This is a genomic window from Brevibacillus sp. NSP2.1 (genome assembly GCF_000470975.2).
GTDB classification, from domain to species: Bacteria; Bacillota; Bacilli; order Brevibacillales; family Brevibacillaceae; genus Brevibacillus; species Brevibacillus agri.
In genome coordinates this window covers 2,659,526-2,685,333 of record NZ_CP048274.1, presented here as the reverse complement: position 1 = coordinate 2,685,333, position 25,808 = coordinate 2,659,526, and the positions used below count along the sequence as shown (strand labels likewise).

The window sequence follows — 25,808 nt, the reverse complement described above, 5'->3', positions numbered from 1 at the left end:
ACGGTAGTGTCCGGATAGGCGCGGGTAGTCAGGCGGCCGAAAGAGTCAGTATATCAACATGCGCAACGCTTGCCTGCGCTAAAAATTTGGAAAGACTGGGAGCGGCCTTCACAGAGAGGAAGTTTTTGCAGGCAAAAAACAAACAGCAAAAAGCCGCCAGAACACAGCAGTGTCTGACGGCTTCCGGAACAAGAGGAACGTTTTTCTATCGCAATGCTTATTTATTCGCTTTCGCACCGAGCAGCTTCTCGGTCGCGTCTTCCAGAATCAAGCGGTTCGCAATCGGGCCGAAACCTTGGAACCACAGATCGTAGTCTACTTCGTACACGCGGTTGTTTTTCACAGCGTCCAGCCCTTTCCATACAGCGGTTTCCCGCAAGGACGACACGCGGTCTCCGCCTTCATGCAGCAGGAAAATATGGTCCGGGTTGACCTCTGGCAACTTTTCAATCGAGAGTGGCTGAAAGCTCTTGGCCGCATCCGGAATATTCGCCGGCTTGGCCAGTCCGAGGTCGTCGTACAGCACCTCGAACAGCTTCGGACTGTAGTAGCGCAGCTCTTTATCGGTGACGCGCAGGAACATGACGGTCTGGTCGGCCATCGCCGCTTTAAGCTGGGCGCGGTACTTCTCCACTTCTGCGTCGTATTCCGCGATCTTTTTCTTGGCGATTTCTTCTTTTTTCAGCATCTTCGCCAGGCGCAAATACGTCTCGCGCATTTTTCGCACGCCTTTGTCATCTTCAACCGGCTCGATGAAAATCGTCGGGGCGATTTTGGACAGTTGCTCGTTCAACTCGCCGAAGTTTTGGTTGCCGATGATTAAATCCGGGCTGCTCTGCACGATCAGCTCCAGGTTCGGCTTCGGAATTTGCCAGCCCAGGTTGACCGAATCTTTCAGCCCGTCTTTCAAATACCAGGTGAACTCGGTGGAGTTGGGGCCTGAGCTTGGCGAAGCCGATGGTGTGATCTCCAGCGAAAGCAAAAAGTCACTGATCCATGGATGAAGCGACAATATTTTTTGCGGGTCGCCTTTGACGACCGTTTTGCCCATATCGTGCTCGATCGTCTGCTCCTGGGCAGGTGCCGGGGCTGGCGCTACTCCCGCCTGCGCTCCCTGCTGAGCGGGACTAGTTCCGCAGCCCGCTGCGGTCAGCGCAAACAGGCAGAGCGCCCCGGAAATTACTTTTTTAAACGGTTGAAAGGATATCATGACTGAACCTCCGCGTTGTTATTGATAATCATTTTCACTTTAGTGATTATAGAGTAAGCCGCTGACCTGGCACAATTGACAAAATCTTGTTCCTATATGGACAAAATCTTGCGGCCGTCCATGAAAAAAAGCCACTTGCTGACGAAGCGGCTTACATGACAGAGACCTCCCATTGCTTGCTCTCGGCCAGATGGCTGATGGCGACGTCGATGGACAGGCTGTGCTTGATCGGAGCGTGACCGTTCAGCCAACTCTCCACCTCGTACACCTGATGTTTCTGCACCGCCCGCAATCCGGACCACGCCTTGGTCGCCTGGAGGGCCTTGATCTGTTCTTTGCTCGGATTGGAATTGTTCGTCGACAAAAAAATGTGGTCGGGATTCATCGCCTGGATTTGTTCGAGTGTCACACAGACGTAATGCGTTTTAATCGAAATCCCCGCCGGAGGTGTCAACCGCAAATCTTCGTACAGCACCTTGCCGAGTTGCCTTCTGCCGCCGTACACCCGGTATTCGTTGCAAGTCACGGTGAGAATCATGACGGACTCGTCACGGGCTTTGGACAAGGACAAGAGCGCCTTCGCCTGATTTACCTTTTGCTCGTATCGCCGCATCCAGTGCTTCCCTTCTTCTCCTTTGCCGAAAAAACGAGCCAGTTCCAGCAAGAGGCTTTGCCAGTCATCCCGCAAAATGATCGGGATGGTCGGGGCGATTTTTTTCACCGACTCCAGATTGATGTGGAACCAGTTCGAGCCGAGAATCAATCCGGGCTGGGCCTCTGCCAGCTCGTCCATGTCCGGCTTGTTCCAGCTTCCCGTCAGCTTTGTCTCGCTCAACTCGCGAGCCAGATAAGGCAAGTAGCCATCCACCTGGTCATTCCCGCCGTAGGGCAGCGTCGCAAACGGCTTGACCCCAAGCGCCAGCAAGTAATCGTTCAAATGCGGCAGCAGCGTGACGATCTTGTCCGTCTGGCTCTGTTTTCGATAGGCGGACGGTGTGACGCCGACTGTTCGCTTGAAAATGCGGCTGAAATAGAGCGGGTCTTTGAAGCCAACCTGCCGGGCGACGAGCTCAATCGGTTGGCTCGCCTTCAATTTTCGCTGCGCCTGGGCCATTCGCAGTTGTGTCACATAGTCAAGCGGGTTCAGTCCGACATGCTTTTTGAACACGCTGGAAAAATTCGAGGCGCTGATGCAGTGCATCTGTGCGACTTCCTTTAAAGAAATGTCCTCCTGATAATGCTGCTGCACATAAAGCAGCACTTTTTCAATCGCTTCCCGCGTCCCGCCTGTTTCTTCCGTTGTCAGCGGATCGGAGGCGGCGAGGTACATGATTTCCTGGAACAAAATCGACTGCTTCCACTTGGCGAGCGGCTCCTCTGTTTCCGCAAGCTGCTCCATTTGCTCCAGCAACTGCGCAAAACGGGCGGCAGCCTGGGCAGACAGCGCGTGATGGCCCGGGGAAAAGACAGCCTTTGCTTTTTTTGACTGTGCTGGCGTGTCGCTCGCCACGGTATATGTAAACGAAAAATCGTAGAGAGACAGCGGCTTGCAGGAGCGGCCCTCCACCTCTACGCAGCAATCCGGGGCGAGCAGCACGATTTTTCCCGGCTTTAACAGGAGCGGGTCGCCGTCCACGCGCAAGATCCCCTCCCCTTCCTGGACGTAGAGCAGATGGTGCCCATCCTTCCATACGGGAGGATGCTCCTGCTGCAAACCGTATTGCTGCCGCTCCACTCGCTGTAAAACGAAAAACGTCTCTTTTGCGCATTCTAACGGATGTAAAAACACTCGGATGATTCTCCCTTTTGCGAATGAATGTAATTGATAATCATTATCATTATATAGCATGATCGCTTTGCGCAAAAGCCTGAACGATAACGAGCTAACAAAAAGCCCTATTCAGGCTTCCGGCTTTTGCCGGACCTCTTGAATAGGGGGTAAACGATCCATCAGAAATCGCTTATGATTTGTCGCCTTTTGCCATGAACAGCGGGAGCGCCAAATACAAACCGTAGGCGAAAGCCATCCAGATCGTAAAGGCGAGCAACTGCTCATTGGAAAGCTTTGCAAAAAATACATCGCGGTTCCACAGTGCGAACGCATCGAGAACCAACCCGACTGCGCTCCCGATAATCCCCAGCTTGACTAACGCATACGGGCTGGAATCCAGCTTACGGAAGATCACGAATACGAGATACAAAGCCGCGCCTGTTGCCACTTCCAACCCCAAAAACGACAGAAGGAAGCTTTGCTCGTACGGGTTAACCGATCGTGTCTTGTTTTTGCCTTCATGACGGACTGTGCGGGATGCGCGGGGTGTACGCGAGCGGGATGTTTGTGACTTTGCTGGTCATGCTGTCGAGAGCGATCAAATCGTCGACGCCTACCTCGCGAACGGATGTCTTGCCCAATGCGAGAGTGGCTATCCGCATTTCATCGACAAACGCGCAAAAAAAATGCTCCAAATACTTGGCCGCCTCCTGCTCGTCAAACTCTTTTTGAGAGTGCCCGCCATAAAACAGGAGCTGGGTGGGCGGCTCCCACGGAATGGCCTTCGTGACCTGATCGTGCGCCATCCCCCAGAGCATGGCCGTGCCCAAATAGACGCCATCCACCCCCAGGGCCAGCGCTTTCAGGCAATGGCTTGGCGTATAGTACCCACCTCCGCTCAGCAGCGTAATTTTGTCCTTGACGCCGCGTTTTTGCAAGTAGCGGACCGCTCTTGACACCGCGTAGATCGTCGGCAAGCCGAAGTCGTCCTGCAAGATCGGCGCGCTGCCCTTGTAGCCGCCTTGGCCCCCGTCCATACTGATAAAATCGACGCCAGCCATGATCGCCACTTCCAGATCGGCTTCCATGTTCGCGCTGGCACACATCTTGACCCCAATCGGCACACCCTCTGTCAACTCGCGGAGCTGGTCGACGAGCTTGCGAAGACCGTCTGGCTTCTGCACCTCTTTATGCCGGGAAGGGATGACGATGTACTCCTGGTCTGACAGATGCATGACTTGGCTGGCCTTGCCACGAAGATCACGATGCGGGATAAAAGTGGCAGCTCCGGCGGTAGCGCCTTGGCCGATCCGGATTTCTATCGCGTCGGCTTGCTTGAGAATCTCCGGACTCTTTGTCCATGTCGCGGAATGATATTGATAGATCAAATATTTTGCGATTTCTCTTTCTTCGGGTAAGAAACCGCCTTCTCCCGTATTCGTGACGGTGCCGACCGCAGCCGTCCCTTTGGCAATGGCGATCTTGGTTTTATCCGTCACGCCAACGCCAAAGCCGATCCCGCCAGCCAACAGCGGAATCTCCAGCGTCAACGGTTTTTTGGCCATCGGCCCGATGGTGAGGCGCATATCGACCTCGGCATTTTCAGGCGCAGGAAGCACCGACAATTGCGCGGGGGAAAACAGGAGACCGTCGTAATTCAAAAATTTTCGCGGCGTGCCGAACGGCCTGTCAATCGCGGTGCCCTCCGCAGCGCGCAAGCTGTTTTCCAGCACCTTTTGGGGAGAGACGCGCGTCAGCGCCGAGACGATTTCCCATATGTTTTCCGGATAGCGGTCGTTCATCACGATTTTGGCGAAGTGGCCGACCGCCCAGCGCACGAATCCGCGCGAAAAGCAAAACGCTACGGTCGCGAGCAACACGATCGCCAGAAATGACCCGATACTTGCTCCGATCCAAATCGTCACCCAGTCTCCCATCGTGCCCTCTCCTTTTTTGCAGCCGAACGTGCCGTTTCCTACTTAGTTTGGTTTCATGCAGGAAAAGATATACTTTCGGGCAGACAAGAAAAAACCCCCTTTCGCGTTCCATTCGCGAGCAAGGAGGTTTTCGCTCATTTTTTGTTGACGATGTGGATGGCGTGTCCGAGGGCGGCTTCCGCTGCTTCCAGCCACACCTCGCTCAAGGTCGGGTGCGGGTGGATGGTGAGCGCCAAATCCTCGACTCTGGCAGCAAGCTCCAGAGCCAGCGCACCTTCTCCGATGAGGTTCGGTGCATCCGCGCCGACTACGTGCATGCCCACTAGCAGGTGCGTGTCTTCCTCGACGACCACTTCTGCGAAGCCGTCACGCTCGTCGATCACCAAAGCTTTGCCGTTCGCCCGATACGGAAACGACGCCGTTCTGACCCGATAGCCCTGCTCCTTTGCTTCTTCTGGCGTCAGGCCGACACCGGCGATTGGCGGGTCGGTAAAAATGACGTAAGGGACATACGGCGAGTCCACGCTGCTTGGCAAACCCGCGATGACTTCGGCGGCCACGATGCCTTGCTTCGAGGCGCGGTGCGCCAGTGCAGGCCCGGGCGTCACATCGCCAATGGCAAAAATGTGCGGCTGGTTGGTGCGGCACTCGGCATTGACGGGAATGTAGCCTTTTTCATCGATCACGACTCCGGCTTGCCCCAACCCGATATCCCCCGTGTTCGGCACCCGGCCAATCGTCACCAATGCTTTGTCCACCGTAAGCTCTTCGCGTCCGTGCGGCTCAGAGAGGACGGCAAGTGTCACCTGGTCACCGCTACGCGAGATTTCCTCGACTTTTGTCGCCGTCTTCACGCTTATCCCCAGCTTTTTCGCCTGCTTCCGCACTTCCTGCGTCAAGTGGGGAGCCGTCTGCGGCAAAATGCCTGGTGCTGCCTCTACGACCGTCACGCTCGTTCCCAGCTTGGCAAGCGCCATGCCCAGCTCCATCCCGATATAGCCGCCGCCAATGATCGCAAGCGACTTCGGCAGTTCCTGCAGGTTCAACAAGTCCGTGGAATCCAGAATACGCTCATGGTCCGGCGCCAAAGCCTTCGGCGCAAAAGGGCGGGAGCCTGTGGCAATGATCGCCTGGCGGAACTTGTACGTCTCAAAATCGCCGCCCGTCTCGACTCCGATCCGGTCGGCAGAAAGCAACGTGGCGGAGCCTTTGACTACTGTCACTCCGTTTGCCTGGCAAAGCTGCTCTACCCCCTGGCTCAATTGCGCAACTACGGACTCTTTCCACGCTTGCCAGTCCGGCATGTGAAACGCCGCGCTTCCGTCCGGCAGCCTGATCCCCAGCTTGCCCAGCCCGGCCAGCTTATGGTACTCGCCTGCGGCATGAATCAACGCTTTGGAGGGAATGCAGCCCCGGTTGAGGCACACGCCGCCCAACACCTCTTTTTCCACCAGGACGACCGATTGGCCCAACTGGCCGAGGCGAATGGCCGCCGCATAGCCGCCAGGGCCCCCTCCGATGACGACAACGTCTGTTTCGATTGCGATTTCCCCAACTACCATTTAGACCATCTCCGCGAACAATAGATTCGGATCTTCGAGCAGCTCCTTGATCCGGTTGGTAAAGCGCACTGCCGTCACTCCGTCGATCAGCCGGTGGTCAAAGGACAGCGATATGTTCATCATTTGCCGGATCACGCCTTCCTCTTCGCGCACGACCCAGCGCTTTTCCATTTTGTGCAGGGCCAAAATCGCAACCTCCGGATGGTTGATGATCGGCGTCGCTTGCAGGCCGCCGATCGGCCCCACATTGCTGATCGTAAACGTCCCGCCTGTAATCTGCTCAAGCGTCAGCTTGCCTTGGCGAGCAAGCTCAGCCAGTTGTTTGATCTCCGCTGCCAGTTGAAAAATGGATTTGCGGTCTGCGTCCCGGATAACAGGCACGATCAGCCCGTCCGGCGTATCGGTTGCAATCCCGATATGATAAAAGCGCTTTAGCAAAATTTCGTTGGTAGCATCGTCAATGGAAGCGTTCATGACCGGATATTCCTTCAGCGCGATCACCAGCGCCTTGATGAAAAACGGCAAAAACGTCAGCTTGAGCTGCTTTTTCTCGGCATGCGGTTTCAGCCGCTCCCGCAGCGCCTGAAGCTGATCCATTTCCAGCTCGTCGACAGAGGTGACGTGCGGAATGACCGTCACGGATTTCACCATGTGCTCGGAGATTTTTTTGCGGATGCCTTTCAGCGGCAGACGTTCGATCAGGTGATCGCCCACGCCCACGGGCAAGGCCGACGCCTGGGAGGCCGCTTGCTTTTGCACGGGCTTTTCCTGTTCTGCCGTCTTGCTAACGGCTGCTGGCGTCACTGGACGCGCAGGCTCCGCCGGCTCGTTCACGGGAGCTGCGGCAAAAGCAGTCGCCGATACTTCTTGCAGCGCGCGCTTTTGCCCGGCGCTGGCAAACTGGCGCAAATCTTCTTCGGTGACGCGTCCGGCTGGCCCCGTGCCGCTCACCTGTTCAATGTCGATTTTCATTTCTCGCGCCAACTGCCGCACGTACGGCGTCGCCAAGGAACGGCGCGCCCCTTGACGAGCCGGAACCGTAGCGGTCGATTGCTTTTCCGGTGCAGATACAGGCGTAACAGTCGGCTTCGCTTCCGTGCCCTCTCCGCTTGCTGCCCCTGTGTCGATCACCAGCAGTACCGTTCCCACCTCGACCGTGTCGCCCTCGGCAATGCGAATTTCCTGGACGACCCCGGTTGCCGGAGCGGACAGCTCTGCGCTGACTTTGTCCGTCTGTACCTCAATGACAGGCTGGTCCTGGACGACTGCTTCGCCCGGGCGAACCAGCACCTTGAGGATTTCCCCTTCATGCATGCCTTCTCCCACATCCGGGAGTTTGAACTCCACCATGTTCCTCGCTCCTTTACGCTAAAACGTAAGCGTTTCCACTATGCCGCTCATGACGCGCGCGGGCGTCGGCAAATAATCGTCCTCGATGCTGAACTGCGGGACAGGCACGTCAAAGCCCGTAATCCGCTTCACGGGAGCCTTCAAATAAATCAGCGCCTCATCGTTAATGATCGAGATGATTTCCGCTCCCATCCCTGCGGTCTTGTGCGCCTCGTGGACGACGACGGCGCGCCCGGTCTTTTTGATCGACTGGACAATCGCGTCGCGGTCGAGCGGGTAGATCGTGCGCAAGTCCACGACCTCACAGCTCGCTCCCTGCTCACGCTCAATCCGCTTCGCCGCTTCCTCGGCTACGCGCAGCATCGCTCCCCAGGCAAAAATCGAAATATCCGTGCCTTCGCGCACCACTTTTGCTTTCCCGATAGGCACGCGGTACATCTCTTCGGGGACTTCTTCCTTGAAAGCCCGATACAGCTTGGTCGGCTCCAAAAAGATGACCGGGTCCGGGTCTTCCATCGCGGCGATCAGCAAGCCTTTTGCGTCATAGGGCGTGCTCGGCGCCACTACCTTCAGCCCTGGCACGTGGGCAAAAAACGTCTCGACGCTCTCCGAGTGCAGCTCCGGCCCGCGAATGCCTGCGCCGTATGGCGTGCGAATGACCATCGGCACATGGTACTGGCCGCGAGTCCGGTAACGCATCCGCGCTGCATGGGACACGATCTGCTCGAAGCCGGGATAAATAAAGGCCAGAAACTGAATCTCGACGACCGGAATCAGCCCGTTCATGGCAAGCCCGATGGCCGCCCCGATCATGCCCGCCTCGGACAGCGGCGTGTCGACGACGCGAGTGGCCCCGTATTTGTGAATCAAGTCTTCGGTCGCGCGAAAAACCCCTCCGTTCACGCCGATGTCTTCGCCGAGCAGCATGACGCGCGAATCTTCTGCCATCTTTTGATCCATGGCTTCCGTAATTGCCTGAATCATCGTCAGTTTGCGAATCATGCCGGGATGTCCTCCTTCTTCGCTGGCTTCGCAAGCTCGCCTTCCTGCTCGACTGCCATCCAGGTCGGCTCTGCGTACACGTGCTTGAACATGTCTTCCGGCCGGGATTTCGGATAGCTCTCCGCTTCCGCCAGTGCCGCGTCAATCTGCTCGTTTGCCCGGGCGATCAGCTCCGCTTCCTTGGCGTCGTTCCACAGCCCGCGCCGGACGAGGAACGTGCGCAGCCGCTGGATCGGATCGCGCTCGCTTCTCCACTCCTTTGCCAGTTTTTCCTGATCGCGGTACTTTTTCGGATCGTCTGCGGTCGTGTGGGCGCCGTAGCGGAATGTCACCGCTTCGATCAAGGTTGGCCCTTGCCCGTTCAAAGCCCGCTCCACCGCTTCTTGCATCGTCAGCCAGACGGCGAAAATATCGTTGCCGTCGATGCGCACGCCGGGAATGTCATAGGCGGCTGCGCGCTGGGCAATCGTTTTCGAAGCAGATTGCTGGGAAAACGGCACGCTGATCGCATAGCCGTTGTTTTGACAGAAAAAAATCGTCGGTGTCTGGAACACCCCGGCAAAGTTGAGCGCTTCATGGAAGTCGCCCTCCGACGTCGCCCCATCGCCAAAGTAGGCCAGGCTGACGTGCTGCTCGTTTTGCAGCTTGCTCGCCCACGCCGTGCCAACCGCGTGAACCATCTGTGTCGCAATCGGCACGCATGGCGGCATGATGTTCAAGCCTTTCGGGCTGATGCTGCCCTCCATATGGCCCATCCAGTACAAAAACACGCGCGCCATCGACTGTCCATGCACAATCGCCGCTGCGTGATCGCGGTAAGTGGGAAACAGCCAATCCCCGGGCTTGAGCGCCAGCGCGCTTCCGACCTGCGAAGCCTCCTGCCCTTCAAACGGCGCGTACGTCCCCATCCGCCCCTGGCGCTGCAAATGGATCGACTTGCGGTCGAACAAACGCACCCGCACCATCTGTTCATACATGTTTATCATCATGGACTCATCCAGTCGCCCGTCAATCGCCGCTGTCAGCTCTCCCGCAGGAGTCAATACCTGATATAATGAAGACATGAAAACATCCCTCGCTTTCTCCATCGTTCACCATAACGTATGAGCAAGTTGCGTGCCAAGCGAATGAAAGCGGTTTCTTTACAACGAATGTACTTGATGATTCATTTTGCATATGCATTTTTGCGCACGGATGCTCAATTCTGATTATTTTGCAAACAAGCAACAAGCCATGCCCAAGGAGGAACACCATGTATCAGACCAAATTTTTCCAGGGAAGCGACAATACCGAGCTCGTCCAGTTGATTATGACCATTTTCAAAACTTCCCACGACGGTCTGGCGATCTGCGACCGCAACGGCTATGTGCTCCTGTACAACGACGCCTATTTGAGCATTACCGGGATTCCTGCTGATATCCTGAACAACTTCAGTTATATTGAACAAAAAGAAATGCACATGGTTCCGGATTCCTCCGCCGCCAGAGCGATCGCGACAAAGCAGACGCATAGCGTCGTCATCCATTACGCCAACGGCCGGACGGCGATCAATACCGCGACGCCGCTGCTCGATCCAAACGGGGAGCTGCTGTTTGTCGTCGGCAACGTCCGCGATATTACCGAGCTGAACAAGCTACAGCAGGAGCTGGAGGAAACGCGCCAGATCAATTCTTCGTTCCAACGCGCGCTAGAGCAGATCCAAAACGACATCGACTCGGGCGGCCAGATCATCTACCGCAGCAGCATGATGCACCGGATCGTCTCGCTGGCGAATCGCTTTGCGGCTAACGATTCGCCGATTTTGCTGCTTGGCGAGTCCGGCGTCGGCAAAGACGTTTTGGCGAACTACATTCACGCACAGAGCGGACGCTCGGGCGAGTTTATCAAAATCAACTGCGGGGCGATCCCCGACCATCTGCTGGAGTCAGAATTGTTCGGCTACGAAAAAGGCGCGTTCACCGGAGCCAGCCAGGCGAAGGAAGGACTGTTTGAGCTGGCGCACAGCGGCACGGTCTTCCTCGACGAAGTCGGCGATTTGCCGTTTCCGTTGCAGGTCAAGCTGCTGAACGTTTTGCAGGACGGCAAAATCAGGCGGCTGGGCGGAAAAACGTCGCGCCAGGTGAACATGCGGATCATCGCGGCGACCAACAGCGACCTGGAAGCGATGGTCGAGCAGAAGCAGTTTCGCCAGGACTTGTACTACCGGCTGAACGTGCTGTCGCTGACCATCCCGCCCTTGCGCGAACGCCGGGAAGATATTCCCGCTCTCGTTTTCTACTATTTAAAAAAGCTGGAGTGGAAATACCAGCAGGAAATGCGCCTCGAAACCGACGCGCTGGAAGCGCTCGTCGATTACGACTGGCCAGGGAACGTCCGCGAGCTGAAAAACGTCGTGGAGCGCTCCTACCACATGTGCGAAAATGGACGCATCACGTACGATCAGCTTCCCGCCTCGATTCGCAATTCGCAGCATAGCGCGCTCCCGCTGCATCTGGCTAAAATGGAGCAACCGCTTGCGCTCAAGGAAGCGGTCGAACGGTTTGAGCGGGAATACATCCAGCGCGTATTGAAAGAAACGAGCACGATGCAGGAATGCGCGGACAAGCTCGGGGTGAATATCTCGACGCTCGTGCGCAAAAAACGCGGGCTTGGAATCAAATAGCGGTAGGGACAACGATCGCGATTGCCGAAAGTATTACGGAGCGAAAAATTGGATGGGGGAATGAACGTGAAGGTTTATCCGATCAAAAACACCGAGTTGCACGCTTCCAACATGATTATGGGCAATATGCGCCTGACCCAGCTTTCCCTGGCAGAAGCGGAAAACTTGATCCGTACAGCGCTCGAAGAAGGGATCAATTTTTTCGACCATGCGGATATATACGGACAAGGCCGCTGCGAGGCGCATTTTGCCGACGCTATCCAGATGAACCCGGCGATTCGCGAGAAAATGATTTTGCAGAGCAAATGCGGCATTCGCTCCAAGGAAAATTACTACGACTTTTCCAAAGAGCATATTCTCGCCTCGGTCGACGGCATATTGAAACGGTTGAAAACGGACTATCTGGATATTCTGCTCCTCCATCGCCCGGACCCGTTGATGGAGCCAGAGGAAGTCGCGGAAGCTTTTCAGCAGTTGCAGGACCAGGGCAAGGTCAACTATTTCGGGGTGTCCAACCAGAACCCCGCGCAAATCGCGCTCTTGCAAAAGTACATACCGCAAAAGCTCGTGGTCAACCAAATCCAGTTCAGTATCGCGCACACACCCTTGATCGATTCCGGCATCTCCCTGAACATGAAAACAGACCAATCGCTCAACCGCGACAGTAGCATTCTGGAATACTGCCGTCTGCACGACATTACGATGCAGGCGTGGTCGCCTTTCCAGCACGGCATGTTCAGCGGCCCGTTTCTCGGCGACCTGATTCATTTCCCGGAGCTGAACAAGGTGATCGACAGCATCGCGGAAAAGTACGAGGTGACGAACACCGCCATCGCTGTCGCGTGGATTACCCGCCATCCCGCCAATATTCAAGTAGTGCTCGGGACGACCAATGCGCAACGGCTCAAGGACGCGTGCAAAGGGGCAGACCTGAGCTTGACCCGGGAAGAATGGTACCGCATCTACAAAGCGGCGGGCAACCTGATTCCATAAAGGGATAATGTGGGAGTCACTTGCCACAGTGTGCTCTGATGCTCGATCAGCGGAGCGATTTTCTCGTAGGCGCGCGCTGCCATCAGCGCAGGCAGCTCGGTTCCTCGCCCGTATGCGGTCGTCAACCGTTGCCAAGGGATGTGTACGCCATCGAGCTGGTCGTATCCTGTCATTTTGCTCTCCTCCTTTTGCCTGGAAAAGAAAAGACACTAACCGAACCGTTAGCGCCTTTTCCCTTCATCATGACTACTGAGCTGAAAAACCGCCCATATATGTAAAGCTTATCTCCCGCACTTGCACCTGCTGCCTGCCGACCGGGCTCTCCAGAACAACAAAATCGTGTGGAGCGGCCAGCAGCAACTGTCTGCCGATGGGCGACAAGAATGAGATTCTGTTGTTGTCTGGATCAATGTCTGTGGGGTACACCACAGTGAATGATTCCTCAAAGCCATCCTCTTCAAATAGCACCTTCACGCTGCTGCCAAGCAAAGTCACTGACTTGAGCGACTCAAACAGCGCACTGTCGTCTTTGGCGAGCAGTTGTTCCAGCGTCTGCTTGTAGCGCTGGATCATGTCGTCAACCGTCTGTTTTTCTTTTCCGTAATCCCGGACATAATGATCGAAAAAGAGCGAATATTGCTCATCGAAAAAGACAAGCTGGTTAATCAGATGCTTTCGCGTGCCTTGCAAAATACTAGGGTTCATAATAAATGTCACCCCCCAGTTGTTTTTCATAGACGAGTTTGATGAACGCCATGTTTTTCATTGAAAAAACCTCCTTAGAAAAATAGCCCCCGAAGGGACTCTCTTTATTGTAGCAGGAATTACAAAATGATTCCATTCTATGCATCGGCTGTCAATCTCTTAGGAGAGCTGGGACAGTCTGTAAGGGACAAAAAAAGTTTCCTCTACTTCGGTTGCTGGCAACGGTCGGCTGAAGTAATAGCCCTGAATTTCCTTGCAGGCGTTTTCCGTCAAAAAGTCCAGTTGGCCTTGTGTTTCGATTCCTTCCGCGATCACGTCCATGTTCAAATGCTTCGCCATCGAGATGATCGTCGCCACGATAGCCTGGTCGCTCGTATTTCGCGTGATGTCGGTAATGAAGGAGCGGTCAATTTTCAGCTTATGAATGGGCAACAGCTTGAGGTAACTCAACGAGCTGTATCCGGTACCAAAATCGTCGAGACTGATTTTCACCCCAAAATCGTTCAGCTTGTTGAGAATTTCCGTGGACAAATCCGGGTCCATCATCATGCTCTCCGTAATTTCCAGCTCCAAATATTTCGCTTCCAGCCCCGTTTCTTCCAGGATGTCGCGAATGTATTCGACCAGGTTCGCCTGGTGGAACTGCCGCGAAGACAAGTTGACGGAGACGGGAATGAGCGGCCCGCCTGCATCATGCCATTCTTTCATTTGCCGGCAAGCTTCCCTCAGCGTCCATGTGCCGATGTCGTAGATGAGTCCTGTTTCCTCCGCCAACGGAATAAAAATGCCCGGCGAGAGCATGCCCTTTGTCGGGTGGTTCCAGCGGACAAGCGCTTCGACCCCGATGATTTCATTGCTGAGCGCCTGCACCTGCGGCTGGTAGAACAGCGTAAACTCATTTTCCTTGACTGCCTTGCGCAAGTCGCTTTCCAGCTCAAAGCGCAGCAGCAGTTGGTTGTCCAGCTCGTTGGTGAAAAACTGGTAGCCGTTCTTGCCGTTTTTCTTCACCTCGTACATCGCCGTGTCGGCATTTTTCAGCAATTCCTCCACAGTTGTGCCGTGATCGGGATAGATGGCAATGCCGATGCTCGCCGAGACGTAATAGTCGTTGCTCTGCAGACGGTACGGAATCTCAATCTCCTTGACGACCTGCTCGGACAGCTCCGAAAAATCCCGGTCGGAGGACACGTTTTTGCAAATCAGCGTAAATTCGTCTCCCCCCATCCGCGCGATCATGACGTCGAATCCTTCGGTGCTTTTGCGAATGCGGTCGCTCACCTCTTGCAAAAAGCGATCTCCGTACGTGTGTCCAAGCGAATCGTTAATCAATTTAAACCGATCAATATCCAGCACCAGCACAGCAAAACGGGAGTTGTCCTCCCTGCTTATCTCAATCGTCTCCTGCAACGTTACATGCAGCTTCCTCCGGTTGGGCAAGCCCGTCAAATCGTCGTGAAGCGCCTGGTATTCGATAATCGCTTTCGCCCGTTGCTCCTCCATCCGCGTCTGATGCTCGTACGCTTCCAAAACCAACTGCTGTTCGAGGCTGAGCAGCTTGGTGACAGCCTGTGCCAGACCGGAGCAGTCCGGGTGAGTGCCTTGCAAACTATCGACGATGCGCAGCAAGGTGCTGAGCAGATTTTGAAACGAGCCCATATACCACTTCGAGGGCAACCCGATTTTTTGGTGCACCATGGCAATTCGCATCCGTTTTTCAACAAAAGCCTCATCAATACGGCCGTCGAACATCTCAATCAAATGGCTGGACAACGTTTGCCGCAGACGATTGACCGTCGTATGGCTCGTAATAATCTCTTTTAATGAATCGACGTGCAGGATCGCTTCGTAGAACGAGGCGGTGATTTGCTCAATTTGCTCCACGACGACAGGACGAAGCCCTGCAATCAGCTCCAGGTCTTTTTGCGTCAAATTAATCATGTTCAATTGAGCCAAAACTTCTGGGTTACCTTTTGAGACTCCCACGGCTAAAGCCGCAAGCCTTCCACCTTGCGGTGTACGGGTGGGATTCTTGAATGACTAAGCGTTCGCAGTCCATTTCTGTTTTGAACAGCCTTCAAGATGAGGGCATCTCATTGCCCCTCCTAAGACAGTGCATATAGCATCTTAGGCTGATTGACTGTTACCATCAATCACAGGTGCATATCGAATGTTCATAGCACCGACTAAATCACGATGTTTTTCGAATCCACATTTGCATTTATACTTACGGTCTTGTGCCTTATTCTTCTAAGAGCATTTAGGGCATGTCTGACTTGTGTATGCAGGATTCACATGCTCAACTCTAATACCAACTAAATTCGCTTTATATTCAATGAACTGACACAGGCGATAAAATGACCAAGTATGCAGATTCTTTTCGTTTATACGGCTTGTTCTTGCCGTCTGTCTAATATTCGCCAGTTGCTCCAAGCGAATGACAGAAATTTTATTGTCTTTTGCAAAATTTACGATAGCACGACTAACCTTATGGTCTTAGTCTTTCATCCAACGTTGTTCTTTACCTTTTGAACTACGAATCGCATTTACCCTTTTCTTTTTGCCTAATGCTTTGCGTTCAGAACGAAACTTACGCTTCATGTACTTATTTTGTCTGCCACTCCCAAAGAAACGTACCTTTTCATCATCTGTTACAACAACGGCAGGAACTTTTAATCCCAAATCAACCCCCATGACTTTTACTCCTGTTCCTTCCATAGTAGGTATCGTGACAGAAATTTGGGCAATCCATTTATTTGCTTTCTGTGTGATTCGAAGCGTACCTAATTTGTGTTTTAGCAAAGCAAAGCTACGGTTGTCTTTATCAACTAACAAAGCACGGATAGGTGTTTTAGTTACCTTGCCGTCAATCATAATCGGCATGGAAATGTGCGTGAAATCAAACGAATAGTTTTGATTGTTCCAAATGCAGACAGGTTTTTTCAAAACAGGAACAGTAGTGAATTTGCTTTTCTTCACTTTCTTAAACACACTTGTAGCGTCCTTGATAGCTTGATTTTTAACGGCACTAGGCAAAGAAGCAGAAATATCCTTACTCGACTTCTTTGTGCTTTTCTTTCCAGCAACCATTTCGGAAACGAGAGTATTGATAGTGGAGAGGTACGTTTGACTCATCTCACGCAAAATAGAAGCCTGTTCTTCTGTTGGAAGCAATTTCACTTTGACTGTGATGGTCTGCGACATGACTTTCACCCCCTTGTTTTCTGTTCTTCGACATATCGATAAGGGGGTATGACTCAAATCCAATTTTGGGGCTTAAAAGTCTGAGAAGTCACTCCTTTTATTTTTGCCATCATATCCGCAGGGCTTAATGATGGGAGTGCGTTGAGGAACATATGCGTATGGTCTTTGTGGCATTCAAGAGCAACAATCACAATTTGCAGTTCCTCACATCCTTCATGTACCAACTCTTTGAAGCGTTGTTCTAGATCTGCTTGCAGAAAAATCTTTGTTCTGTACCGAGGGCAGAACACAAAATGGTAGTTTAATAATGAAAGGGTTGTGCTTGTTCTTCTGTATTCGTTCATACACCTATTGTATCAGTTTTCTTTATATACTACAACATATGAACAACAAAAAAGAGTGGAATTTTCAAATACTTGAAGTACCACAAACCTTCGATTTATTCGTGGTACTCCGTATTTGACCTCACTCTCATCCCGCCCCTAAAGGGGGTGCTATCGCACCGTAGCGGGCTTTCTCGTTCGGAAAATCTGTAAAGAGATGCGGGGAGAATCATCGTTTTGCCCAATCGACGACTCGCTGCATGAATGGTGATCGCTCTTAAATAGGTGAGAAAAATGATCCATTCCACAAAACTCCTTTGCTGCCTGAACCAAAAATTTTGGACTCATGCCGGGTTGTTATGTCTACACATTCGACATGATTCTACATTTTCCTCCCATGTTTATCCATAGGTTGCACAAGATTGTTACAATATTCCAAACAAGCTATGCTTGACCGTTTGGAGGCTCACCATCGGCTGCAGCGATGCGGATTTCGTACCCATCTGTCTCGGTTTCATCATGGCCGTCTACTTGCAGAAAATGCAGGGCCAGCCTCCGCTGCCTGCGGTCCGTGACCGTTCGTGACAATGGATAGCTGTTTTCCCGCATTGCGGCATCTTGCCAGCAAAGACACCATCCCCTATGATAGATGGCGGAGCCAAAAGACGGCGAAGTGCTCGATTTTGTCCTGCATCGGCTGTTGCCTGGACTGGACAATCGGAAAGCGTCCGTGGAAGTGCAAGAAGCCGTTCCGACCAAAGTCAATCCGAAGCGGCTGGCCCGTCAAGTTGCCAAAGAGTTGCGCACAAAAGGCCCCTCGACCTATGCCCAGGAAGCGATCAAGCTGGAATGGGAAACGCGCAAGGCCGAAAAAAAGGTGGCCGGGCGCAAGCAAAAGCTCGAACGCCTGGAGCAAAAATGGCAGCGAAAAGTGCAAAAGGCAAAAGAAAAGCACAGGGGCAAATAATCTCCCCTGCGCGCGACGCTCACGCCCCACAATCCGGGCGTGAGTTTTTTCCTATTAGGTTATGGTTTCGCTTTGGTCTGGACCAGTTGCGGCTGAAGCGAGCTTTTTTCAAACGGGTTATAGCCGAGGACGACTACTTTGTCATCTTCCGTGACGATGACATGATAGTGCGATCCGGGTCCCTCGATGGCGTAGTCGTACGTGGACGCTACCAGGCGGACAGGGCGAGGAATCTGTTTTTTCACAAGCGGACTCCAGTCTTTTTCATACAATTGCCCGTCCTTCGTGATGCGCAGCCGGCCGCTGGCAAAGGCGATCCCTTCCTCCGCTTCCCCTGCCACGCTGACTTGCGCGATGTTCCATTCGTCTTTGTGGCGGTCCAGTTGAAATTGCAGCTCGCGGACCGCGCCCGCATCGGATAAAGCCCATACGGAAAGCGGGTCGGCCGTGTAGCGTACAAAATATTGCGGAGCCAGCTCCCGCACGCCTTTTACGCCAGGTACGCTTTGAAACGAGGGCTGCCTGGCAGTTTGCTCGGCGTACAGCACCTCGCCCTCTTTGGTTGTGGCGAAAAACAGGTAAGCGTTGGCGTACAGCTTGGCAATGCGCGCTGCCACGGCCGGGTCGATCTGCGCAGCTTCCATCTCGCCGACCGTGATGTTGGCGGGCACGTAGACGCCGTTTTTCTCGACCAGCTCATGGCGCAGTTCTACGGCGAACAGGCCGTCATCCGCCAGGCGCAGCAGCAGTCGTTCTTCCCCAGCGACCACATCTTTGACAGTGCCCGGCAGCGCCAACGTCTGGCACGTGCCGAACTGATCGGTCCAAAGCTGTACATGGCCCGCCGTATCCAGCGTGACTGCCGCATTCAACACGCTGTCAATCGTCTGGACATTTTTCGGCCCTGCCACCTGGTAAGGCTGCCGCTGCTCGTCGATCCCCCAAACCGTGCCGTCCTTGCGCACAAAATAAGGCTGGCCAAGTCCGGTTGCGATTTGCCTTACGTCCTTCAGCTCGCCGATCTCGGTCCACTCCGTGAAAAGGCGCGGCATTCTGCCCAACTGGCCTGTCATATTGCTTCCCCAGGAAAAGACGTGGCCGGATTTTTGCAAGGCGAGGATGTGATCGGTGCCTGCCTGCACATCGACAATATCGGTCAGGTCGGCAATCCGGACAGGCAGCTCGACCCGATCCGGGTACTGCTCGCCGAGCATCCCCAGCGTGTTGTGGCCCCAGCCCCAGAGCGTGCCGTCCTTTTTGCTGAACAGGTACAGCCCGTCTCCGCCAACCGCCATCTTGACTGCCTCCTCGGCTTCGCGCGGCGCCCGCGTCCACGTTTTCTCCTTCGCATTAAAGAGGTAAACCTCGTCATTTGCGGTCTGGATCATAGCCCGATCCGAATAATCGAGCGCGATTTGCTTCACCGCTCCCGGTACATCCACGACATGGGCAAGCTCGGCTTTCAGCTCCTGTCGCTTTCCGTCCAAATAAAACAGCTTGCCGCTTTCCTCTTGCAAAAACAGGGAGAAGGCCGAGCCGTAGAGCGCGCTGACTTTGGCAAACGACCCCAATCGCCGCGGCTGTCGCTCTCCCTGCTTGAGCGTCCACACGGTCCCGTCGTCTTTTAACAGGGCAAGTATCTCTTCGTTTCCGATTAGTTCGCGGATCGAGCGGATGTGATCGAGTCCCGCGATTTTTTCCGGCTGCGCCTGCTCACCCAGCCGCCATACGTCACCCGCATTCGTCAGCGCGTAGCCCCATGTGACCTCCTTGACGTTCTCGATGCCTGCGAGCTTTTGCGGAAAATCCAGCCACTGGCCTGCCTGCACGCCCCAGCGCCACGCGTTACCTGCCTGGTCGATCGCATAGGAAATGCCCGGACGCCAGCCGTACCCGGCTTCATCGAAAATAACGCCCGTGGCAATTTTCCGGATGCCGGACAGAGGCGAGGCGGAAGCTTCATCGAGGGACGCCAGGGAGTTTGCAGCAGGCTTCTTTTGCCCGGCTTTTTGCTCGTCCTCCCCGCACGCTTTCATCGGCACCTGCCTTGCTTTTTCCGCCACCGTTTTACTGCTAACAGCCTGTTTTTGCGCAGGAGCTGTTTGCGCGGCTAGCTGTTGCGCTTGCACGCTTCCCGAGATCGCGAGCACTAACGCCAAACTGCTGCACAGCCATGCTTTTGCGTGATTGCCGTTCCACATTGCCCGTTCCACCACCACTATTGGAATTTAGAGGAAAATCAACTGGTTAGACGTGCGGTGGCGGCAAAAGTTACCTTTTTCCAACACAAGTTTTTGAAAAGTTTTCTCTTGCAGAGATTGTGGAAAATTTCCATTTATGATAGAATCGAATCAGAACGTTTGTTCGGTTTTTAACGCTAGGTAATAGAGAGAATTTCAAGGCGTGCGCCGAATCTACCATGTACTTCCTGTTCTGTGAAAATAAAGCATCAGACTGGGGAAATTAAGTTGTAGACTGAAAAATAACATAGAGTAGACTCAGGTGGCGGCGCTCAACTAACGGGCAGGAGCAGCATCCTTAGCCTGGAACAAGCATTTCGACGCACTGGAATTTCCCCTCAAGTCCATGACCAAAAAGGAGGAACAATGAACATGACCGCATCTGCACCGGAGTTCACCATCGTCCGCACCCTGAATGCCCGCCGCGAGCTCGTATGGCGCGCCTGGACCGAGAAGAACGATCTCGCCGCCTGGCTCCCTTCAACGCCGCTAGAGTCTATCTCCTTCGACGTCCGCGAAGGCGGACGCTACCGCTATACTATGGTCAATAAGCAGACCGGCCAGGAGTATCACACCGGGGGTGTGTTCCTTGACGTCATTCCTTTCGAACGGCTCGTCTTCACCTGGGGTTCCCCCGATGATCCCGTCGAGGGCACCCCTGTCGTGACCCTGACCCTTACCGCACAGGGCGAGCGCACCGAGATGATCTTCCACCTGCGCGGATTCGCTGGTCACCCCGGCGATCAGTATGTGTACGACGGTTGGTCTGGTACGCTCGACAATCTGGCGACGCACCTGCGCGACCAGTAAAAGTAGACGGCAGCAAGAACTAAAGAAGCAGCCTTCACGGCCTCCCGCAAGTTACGATTCTGCTAACAGATTGCCGCGCAGCGCTGGAAAGAACCATTGCTTTTTTCGTTCAACCTTGCCATTGAACAACCGAAAACCGCTCGCTCAAAAAACAGCGGCAGTCTCAGCCTTTATTTTTGAGTCCTAGTCCGCCGCTGTTTCTTTTACGCGGTCAATCTACCACTTTTTTATAGCGACTGCTGATTTTACTATTCAAAAACCGCGCAGGTTCAATAACTTTAGTCTAATCCTATATTTTCCTGTGGCACTTCCACCATCATGCGAAAGGCTACGAGAATGAGCTTGAAAGCGGAACCGTTCGAATAACGGAAAAAGGGCGACTGTGCAAGCAGCCTTTTTGCTTCCTCGCGCAAAAGGGTACGGCAGGAGAGGGAAAAAGCCAACCCCTTTGCAGCCAATCGGCACACGCAAAGGGGTCAGGCGCTGTTTTCTGGCTCTGATGGCCTTTATTCAAGCGATCAATACGGCTCCGCCGGATGTCCATCCTGTTCGGCCTGACGCACGCCAGCGCCGGGATTGGTCGCTCCCATCGGTCCGCCGTGGCCGTTGTCCCGGTTCCGGCGACCTTGCTCGATTCCTTGCTTCACCCGGGAGCCGTACTCTTCGTCGCACTGGAAAAAGTAATCGAGCATCTTCTCCTGGATGCGCCGGTCACAGGACAGGAGAGCATCGGTCAAATTGGCGATCAGGTCGTCTTTTTCCCAGTCGTCCATGAGCCGGTACCGTTCGCCAGCCTGTTTGAAATCGTTGGTGCGGTCGATTTTTTGCCGGACGATCTTGCCCGCGACCTCTGGTTGATGGTCGGGAGCGGACTGTTTGGCCTCGTGCAAACCGCCGATCGTGGACGGCTCGTAGTTGATGTGCGGCTGCTTGCGGTCGACGCGGTACAGCATCTGCCCGCCTTCCTGGTTGGTGGCGACGTGCTTTTTCGGCGCGTTGATCGGCAACTGCAAATAGTTGGCTCCCACCCGATAGCGCTGCGTGTCGGAATAGGAAAACGTTCTGCCTTGCAGCAGCTTGTCGTCCGAGAAGTCCAGGCCGTCGACGAGCACGCCTGTGCCAAACGCGACCTGTTCTACTTCGGCAAAGTAGTTTTCCGGATTTTTGTTCAACACCATTTTTCCAACAGGCAAAAACGGAAATTGCTCCTCCGGCCACAGCTTCGTCGGATCAAGCGGATCAAAATCAAGCTCGGGATGCTCGTCATCGCTCATGATTTGCACGCACAGCTCCCATTCCGGATAGTCTCCCCGTTCGATCGCTTCGTACAGGTCCTGTGTCGCGTGATTGAAGTTTTTCCCCTGAATTTCCTCGGCTTCTTTTTGCGTCAAGTTTTTGATCCCTTGCGCAAGCGGCTGCCAATGGTACTTGACCAGCACCGCTTCGCCCTTTTGATTCACCCATTTGTACGTATTGACGCCGGATCCTTGCATCTGCCGGTAGTTCGCCGGGATGCCCCACGGGGAGAACAGAAACGTAATCATGTGCATCGCTTCAGGCGTATTGGAAATGAAGTCAAAAATGCGTTCGACGTCCTGAATGTTCGTCACCGGGTCTGGCTTGAACGCGTGGACGAGATCAGGAAACTTCATCGCATCGCGAATAAAGAAGACTTTCAGATTGTTCCCTACCAGATCCCAGTTCCCGTCCTCCGTGTAAAACTTCACGGCAAAGCCGCGCGGATCGCGCAAAGTCTCAGGCGAGTGCGTGCCGTGAATGACGGTCGAAAAACGGACGAACACAGGCGTTTTTTTGCCGCGCTCCGCAAACAGCTTCGCTCTCGTGTACTTCGCAACCGGCTCATCCCCGACCGTTCCGTACGCCTCGAAGTATCCGTGTGCGCCTGCGCCACGCCCGTGCACGACCCGCTCCGGTATTCGCTCACGGTCGAAATGCGTAATTTTTTCCAGAAAATCATAGTTTTCCAGAACGGTAGGACCGCGATTGCCTACTGTGCGCATATTTTGGTTGTCTGTGACCGGATGGCCCTGCCGATTGGTCAGCAACTCTTCCTCGGTTGACCTGCCCTGTGTGCTGTTCTTCGATTCTTCCATGTTCATCCTCCCTGTCCAGTTTCTCACTCGATCATGAGAAATGGTTTCCGAAAAAGGGAGTCTTTATGCGAAAAAGCCCGGCGCTGAACCGAGAGCAGAAGAAGCGGCAACGTACCCGCCGTCTTTTCCCAATAGCGGAACGGTCTGGCTGCGGTTCCATTCGGCTGCGATCTGAACATCCTGCGGATATCCTTTTGCGGCAAGCTCGCGTCCAGAGCCGCTTTCCGCGAGGACGGCAGCAAGCTGCTCGTTGGCCGCCCGGAATGCGGCGACCGCCATTTGCGCTTCGCAGGAGAGCTGGTAGCCGCTTAATCCGTCGAGGATCGCGCCTGCAGCCAGCATGTCTTCGATGGCAGGACGCAGGGCGCCGTTGGGCCATCTTTCTCCGCAGGCGATCACGCTCACGGTTCCTTTGTGCGCGTTGATGAAGCGAGCTACCGCCGCTGCGTTTCGCAAGCAGCCTGCGACGACCACGGCTAACGCTTTGCTGCGCCAGCACAGTGCAGGTCGAGCCGTTGGGGGAAGGCAGGACGAGTTTGCTCCCGGCTGGAATCGTCGCGAGACACGCCGGAGAGAGCGACACTGGATCTCCGCGTTTCCCGGCGAGCAGCGCTCCTTTTTCCCGCGCGTAAAGCGCTGCCGTCTCGTCTCGCATGCGGTACGGATAGACGATCCCGCCGCGCCCGCACACGACATCCACACAGGTGCAAAACGACAGCACATCTATCATGACGACGATGTCTGACTGGGGCGCCAACTGTTCTACCCCTTCATATCCCCATTCAAACCGCGCCGTATAGTCTAGCTGTTTAAATATGGAAGCTTCGCTCATCCATTCCACCGCTTTCTATCAGAAATGGTTACTTGTCCCCTTACGTTCGCCGTTACAAAAGGAGACAAGACTTAATATTGTAGTATTGTCCCATTAGTTAAACAACAAGAAATGGAGTGATCTGGGATGTCTGAAATGGAGTTTGAAAGCACCAGCGACCGAGGGGGTGGAAGACCAAGGAGAACAACTGTTTACACGACTGGCATTCTGCAAAACAACCTGAACACGGCTCTTACCGCTCACATCGACTTGGTCAACCTCAATGACGAGCCAGTGGAGGTGCGTGTGCAAGTGCTGAACTGGGGCACAGCGGTCACACAAACCAATCCGGTAGGTTCACTGCTCGACGTCACACAAACGCTCGCCGCAAACACACGGGTTGCGCTGAACGCGACTGTCGTTGCAACGAACCACTACGAAGTGCGCCTGACTGTCGGCCGCAACGGCAACCGTGAAAATGTCCTTCTGACCACGTATGGCCGTACTTCTATCGGCGGCGGTCAAGTCAACGGCCTGTCTGTTCTGCCTAGCCAACTGCTCACCATAGAAGTCGATGGCTGCCTGTAATTCTCGCTTTCCCTGTAAAAAGAACTATGGCTCTAATTCCATAGTTCTTTTTTCTTTTTCGATTCAGCTATACCAGGACGGGATGCGTCTTTCAAACGCGTCGTGCTCCTCGACAATCGTCTGGATCCGCTTCATCATGTCCGGCAGCAGCGTGGGGACAGTCCGCTCTGTCCAGATGATCGAGGAGAAAATGGCCATCGCCGTGTACACGTTGTACAGCGTCCAGAAAGAGTCGGGAATTTCCTGCCCGTTCCAATAGCCCGCCAGTTGGCCGTTGCAAAACGGAACACTCACCTCTTTGCTGAAAAAGGCGAGCTTGACGAACTCATGCACCGGGTCGCCCCAGTCGTAGCGGTTGAAGTCGATCACGCCTGCGTAGCTGCGGTCGCGGACGATCAAGTTTCCGACGTGAAAATCGTCGTGCAAAAAGCAGTTCGGCCGCCCAGCCAGCAGGGGCAAGTGCCGGTCAATGAATGCGAGAATGCGCTCGCCGTCTTTGAACGCGGAAGCAGAGGCAGCGTAGGCTGCTGCATACATGCGATGCTTTTGCACACAGCGCTCTGCCCATGGCGATGTCGACGCGGGAGCCGCGAGCTGGTGCATGGCGGCCAAATCCCGTCCCGCCAAAAAGCCGACCTGCTGTTGCTCGCTGTCCGTGAAGGTCGGCAGTGCGTCCCGCGCATCCTCTCCTTCGATGTAAGAGACGAGCATGTAGCAAATGCCCCATTCTTTTCGCACGCCAAAATCGAGCGGCCTGGAAGCTTTGATCGGCAGAGGCTGCAACGCCTGCAACCGCGCATACTCCTGCTCTTTTTGCCCGGCTTGCTCGTAGCTGGCTACCCGCAAGACAGCAGGGCCTCCTGTTGCCAACTCGACGCGATATTTCCGGTCTGCCGAATGCCCTTTTTTGATTTCCTCCACGCTCCCCGCCTGTTGCAAAAGCGGAACCGTTTTTTGCAGCGACACCAGCCAGTCTTCCATTTCGTTCACTCTCCTCCCGGTCTGTGTTAAAAAGCAGCATGCTCGATTATACGACAGCCGTGGCAGCAATTGGTAGAAAAAAACGCCGGGAAGCTCGATTTGCTTTTTGCGTGTACAGACGAAATCTTGCCGAAGTTGATGGCGCAGCTCGCAGCGACGGGCGAGAACGCGGCCTTTCAGTTTGGCGACCCGGTTCCGCCTTCGTTCATCGGGCTGTTCGGCCACATCCAGGCGCACGCCGACTTTTACCGGGTGATGCTCGTCAAACACCGTGATCTTGCGAGAAAAAAAGAAACTGCCCGCTGACGGACAGTTTCTTTTATAAAGGAGACTTACAGTTTTACTACGTTCTCAGCTTGAGGACCGCGGTTGCCTGTTACGATGTTGAACTCAACGCGCTGGCCTTCTTCCAAAGTTTTGAAGCCGTCGCCTTGGATTGCGCTGTAGTGTACGAATACGTCGTCTCCGCCTTCTACTTGAATGAAGCCGTAACCTTTTTCTGCGTTAAACCATTTTACTGTTCCGTTCGCTTGCATGAGAAAACCTCCAAAAGTCAATTTGAATATGCTAGTCATATTTAC

The 25,808-nt window shown here is 54.2% G+C and carries 24 protein-coding genes and 2 pseudogenes; 7 read left to right on the top strand and 19 right to left on the bottom strand.

The features are described from left to right. Positions 1 to 217: 217 nt before the first annotated feature. The 8 genes from M655_RS13595 to pdhA form a co-directional block, all read right to left on the bottom strand. Positions 218 to 1,210 (bottom strand): ABC transporter substrate-binding protein, encoded by a 993-nt coding sequence (locus M655_RS13595; RefSeq protein ID WP_026557218.1) that lies wholly within the window; start codon positions 1,208 to 1,210, stop codon positions 218 to 220. A gap of 151 nt (positions 1,211 to 1,361) precedes the next feature. After that, entirely contained in the window at positions 1,362 to 2,999 is a 1,638-nt protein-coding gene (locus M655_RS13590; protein WP_026557219.1) for an ABC transporter substrate-binding protein, read from the bottom strand. Between the two features lie 172 nt (positions 3,000 to 3,171). Beyond that, complete coding sequence (locus M655_RS13585; protein ID WP_051353883.1) at positions 3,172 to 3,429, bottom strand: hypothetical protein; 258 nt, start codon at positions 3,427 to 3,429, stop codon at positions 3,172 to 3,174. A 70-nt stretch (positions 3,430 to 3,499) separates the two neighbouring features. After that, positions 3,500 to 4,918 carry an FMN-binding glutamate synthase family protein gene (locus M655_RS13580; protein ID WP_026557221.1) on the bottom strand — a complete coding sequence of 473 codons (1,419 nt, stop codon included), beginning with the start codon at positions 4,916 to 4,918 and terminating at the stop codon, positions 3,500 to 3,502. Between the two features lie 134 nt (positions 4,919 to 5,052). Beyond that, complete coding sequence (gene lpdA, locus M655_RS13575) at positions 5,053 to 6,480, bottom strand: dihydrolipoyl dehydrogenase (RefSeq protein WP_026557222.1); 1,428 nt, start codon at positions 6,478 to 6,480, stop codon at positions 5,053 to 5,055. Continuing rightward, positions 6,481 to 7,830: a dihydrolipoamide acetyltransferase family protein gene (locus M655_RS13570; RefSeq protein WP_026557223.1), complete on the bottom strand. Its 1,350-nt coding sequence runs from the start codon at positions 7,828 to 7,830 to the stop codon at positions 6,481 to 6,483. An 18-nt stretch (positions 7,831 to 7,848) separates the two neighbouring features. After that, positions 7,849 to 8,832: an alpha-ketoacid dehydrogenase subunit beta gene (locus M655_RS13565; RefSeq protein WP_026557224.1), complete on the bottom strand. Its 984-nt coding sequence runs from the start codon at positions 8,830 to 8,832 to the stop codon at positions 7,849 to 7,851. Next, entirely contained in the window at positions 8,829 to 9,896 is a 1,068-nt protein-coding gene (gene pdhA / locus M655_RS13560) for a pyruvate dehydrogenase (acetyl-transferring) E1 component subunit alpha (protein ID WP_005833651.1), read from the bottom strand. Before pdhA ends, M655_RS13565 begins: the two co-directional genes overlap by 4 nt. A 188-nt stretch (positions 9,897 to 10,084) precedes the next feature. On the opposite strand from pdhA, the gene M655_RS13555 reads away from it, so the two are divergent. Together M655_RS13555 and M655_RS13550 are read left to right on the top strand one after the other, a co-directional pair. Then, on the top strand, positions 10,085 to 11,494 hold the full coding sequence (locus M655_RS13555; protein WP_005833653.1) for a sigma-54 interaction domain-containing protein: 1,410 nt from the start codon (positions 10,085 to 10,087) through the stop codon (positions 11,492 to 11,494). A 60-nt stretch (positions 11,495 to 11,554) separates the two neighbouring features. After that, positions 11,555 to 12,487, top strand: coding sequence for an aldo/keto reductase (locus tag M655_RS13550; RefSeq protein WP_007786701.1), 933 nt, complete (start codon positions 11,555 to 11,557; stop codon positions 12,485 to 12,487). On the opposite strand, the gene M655_RS13545 is transcribed toward M655_RS13550, so the two are convergent. The 6 genes and pseudogenes from M655_RS13545 to M655_RS13520 form a co-directional block, all read right to left on the bottom strand. After that, complete coding sequence (locus M655_RS13545; protein WP_005833657.1) at positions 12,457 to 12,660, bottom strand: hypothetical protein; 204 nt, start codon at positions 12,658 to 12,660, stop codon at positions 12,457 to 12,459. The genes M655_RS13550 and M655_RS13545 overlap by 31 nt on opposite strands. 73 nt (positions 12,661 to 12,733) lie before the next feature. Then, complete coding sequence (locus M655_RS13540) at positions 12,734 to 13,192, bottom strand: GreA/GreB family elongation factor (RefSeq protein WP_005833659.1); 459 nt, start codon at positions 13,190 to 13,192, stop codon at positions 12,734 to 12,736. A 159-nt stretch (positions 13,193 to 13,351) separates the two neighbouring features. Further along, positions 13,352 to 15,130, bottom strand: a complete 1,779-nt coding sequence (locus M655_RS13535) for an EAL domain-containing protein (RefSeq protein ID WP_026557226.1) — start codon at positions 15,128 to 15,130, stop codon at positions 13,352 to 13,354. A 186-nt stretch (positions 15,131 to 15,316) separates the two neighbouring features. After that, positions 15,317 to 16,393 (bottom strand): annotated as a pseudogene (locus tag M655_RS13530) (RNA-guided endonuclease TnpB family protein). A 65-nt stretch (positions 16,394 to 16,458) separates the two neighbouring features. Beyond that, positions 16,459 to 16,737 (bottom strand): annotated as a pseudogene (tnpA, locus tag M655_RS13525) (IS200/IS605 family transposase); the annotation flags it as partial. Between the two features lie 423 nt (positions 16,738 to 17,160). Beyond that, entirely contained in the window at positions 17,161 to 17,304 is a 144-nt protein-coding gene (locus tag M655_RS13520; protein WP_286086017.1) for a hypothetical protein, read from the bottom strand. Positions 17,305 to 17,365: 61 nt separating this feature from the next. Between M655_RS13520 and M655_RS13515 the strand changes: the two genes are divergently transcribed. Then, positions 17,366 to 17,683, top strand: coding sequence for a DUF2992 family protein (locus tag M655_RS13515; RefSeq protein WP_026557227.1), 318 nt, complete (start codon positions 17,366 to 17,368; stop codon positions 17,681 to 17,683). A 59-nt stretch (positions 17,684 to 17,742) separates the two neighbouring features. On the opposite strand, the gene M655_RS13510 is transcribed toward M655_RS13515, so the two are convergent. Then, on the bottom strand, positions 17,743 to 19,884 hold the full coding sequence (locus M655_RS13510) for an RCC1 domain-containing protein (RefSeq protein ID WP_026557228.1): 2,142 nt from the start codon (positions 19,882 to 19,884) through the stop codon (positions 17,743 to 17,745). Between the two features lie 411 nt (positions 19,885 to 20,295). On the opposite strand from M655_RS13510, the gene M655_RS13505 reads away from it, so the two are divergent. Continuing rightward, positions 20,296 to 20,733, top strand: coding sequence for an SRPBCC family protein (locus M655_RS13505; protein WP_051353884.1), 438 nt, complete (start codon positions 20,296 to 20,298; stop codon positions 20,731 to 20,733). Positions 20,734 to 21,251: 518 nt separating this feature from the next. Here the strand turns inward: M655_RS13505 and M655_RS13500 are convergent. After that, a complete protein-coding gene (locus M655_RS13500) occupies positions 21,252 to 22,847 on the bottom strand; it encodes a catalase (RefSeq protein WP_026557230.1) in 1,596 nt (531 codons plus the stop codon). Positions 22,848 to 22,910: 63 nt separating this feature from the next. Next, the gene (locus M655_RS13495) at positions 22,911 to 23,321 is read right to left on the bottom strand and encodes a 2-phosphosulfolactate phosphatase (RefSeq protein ID WP_005828680.1); all 411 of its coding nucleotides are present in this window, start codon (positions 23,319 to 23,321) and stop codon (positions 22,911 to 22,913) included. On the opposite strand from M655_RS13495, the gene M655_RS13490 reads away from it, so the two are divergent. Next, positions 23,218 to 23,592 carry a hypothetical protein gene (locus M655_RS13490; RefSeq protein ID WP_238504079.1) on the top strand — a complete coding sequence of 125 codons (375 nt, stop codon included), beginning with the start codon at positions 23,218 to 23,220 and terminating at the stop codon, positions 23,590 to 23,592. The genes M655_RS13495 and M655_RS13490 overlap by 104 nt on opposite strands. 213 nt (positions 23,593 to 23,805) lie before the next feature. Further along, positions 23,806 to 24,246, top strand: a complete 441-nt coding sequence (locus tag M655_RS13485; protein ID WP_005828682.1) for a hypothetical protein — start codon at positions 23,806 to 23,808, stop codon at positions 24,244 to 24,246. A 63-nt stretch (positions 24,247 to 24,309) separates the two neighbouring features. Here the strand turns inward: M655_RS13485 and M655_RS13480 are convergent, their stop codons facing one another. Next, the gene (locus M655_RS13480) at positions 24,310 to 25,227 is read right to left on the bottom strand and encodes a phosphotransferase family protein (protein WP_026557231.1); all 918 of its coding nucleotides are present in this window, start codon (positions 25,225 to 25,227) and stop codon (positions 24,310 to 24,312) included. A gap of 69 nt (positions 25,228 to 25,296) precedes the next feature. On the opposite strand from M655_RS13480, the gene M655_RS13475 reads away from it, so the two are divergent. Beyond that, the gene (locus tag M655_RS13475) at positions 25,297 to 25,533 is read left to right on the top strand and encodes a hypothetical protein (RefSeq protein WP_005828686.1); all 237 of its coding nucleotides are present in this window, start codon (positions 25,297 to 25,299) and stop codon (positions 25,531 to 25,533) included. Positions 25,534 to 25,559: 26 nt separating this feature from the next. Here M655_RS13475 and M655_RS13470 read toward each other — a convergent pair whose 3' ends face one another. Next, positions 25,560 to 25,763 carry a cold-shock protein gene (locus M655_RS13470; protein ID WP_005828688.1) on the bottom strand — a complete coding sequence of 68 codons (204 nt, stop codon included), beginning with the start codon at positions 25,761 to 25,763 and terminating at the stop codon, positions 25,560 to 25,562. Positions 25,764 to 25,808: the final 45 nt, after the last annotated feature.